1 tRNA gene and 1 rRNA gene are annotated in these 615 nt (G+C 34.6%); both read right to left on the bottom strand.

Going from position 1 to position 615, the window contains the following annotated elements:
• Positions 1–307: 307 nt before the first annotated feature.
• Positions 308–384 (bottom strand) — tRNA-Ile (locus KPL44_RS25115).
• Between the two features lie 6 nt (positions 385–390).
• Positions 391–507: ribosomal RNA gene (gene rrf, locus KPL44_RS25110) — 5S ribosomal RNA — on the bottom strand.
• Between the last annotated feature and the right edge of the window lie 108 nt (positions 508–615).

The following is a 615-nucleotide window of genomic DNA, read 5'->3' as shown; positions in this document are numbered from 1 at the left end:
GCGCCAACTGTTAAGTTGGTTAGCAAGCTCATTACATACTTTTTAGTCTTACGACTAAATATTACTTTTACTAAAGTAATTGACTGGTTAAAATAAAATATTATTTCATTTTTTTACCTATTTCTCTGTTTAATTTTCAAAGACCAATTTGCTTTGTCATCATGTGACGACTTCTACTATAATACTAGACATTTCTTGTTTTGTCAACTACTTTTAAAAAATATTTCAATATATTTTTTAAATATTGAGACGTTAACTTTTCAATATATTATAAGATAAAAATAACAGTCCCAATTGAACTGTTATTTGGTGGACCTTCAGGGACTCGAACCCCAGACCGACCGGTTATGAGCCGGTAGCTCTAACCAACTGAGCTAAAGATCCATGGTTACCTGGCGACAACCTACTCTTCCACAAGGTCACCCCTGCAGTACCATCGGCGCATTGAAGCTTAACCTTCGTGTTCGGTATGGAAACGGGTGTTACCTTCATGCCATAATCACCAGATGAGAATATAAATATTCTCTCAAAATTGCACAGTTTTCGCATTATTAATATTAATTGTTACTTATGTTATCTTGGTCAAGCCCTCGACTTATTAGTATTAGTCAGCTG

The sequence above is a fragment of the Clostridium sp. DSM 17811 genome (assembly GCF_018861905.1).
Lineage (GTDB): Bacteria > Bacillota > Clostridia > Clostridiales > Clostridiaceae > Clostridium_AD > Clostridium_AD frigoriphilum.
Note: the sequence above shows the minus strand (reverse complement) of the source record. Positions and strands in the feature narration are given on the sequence as shown.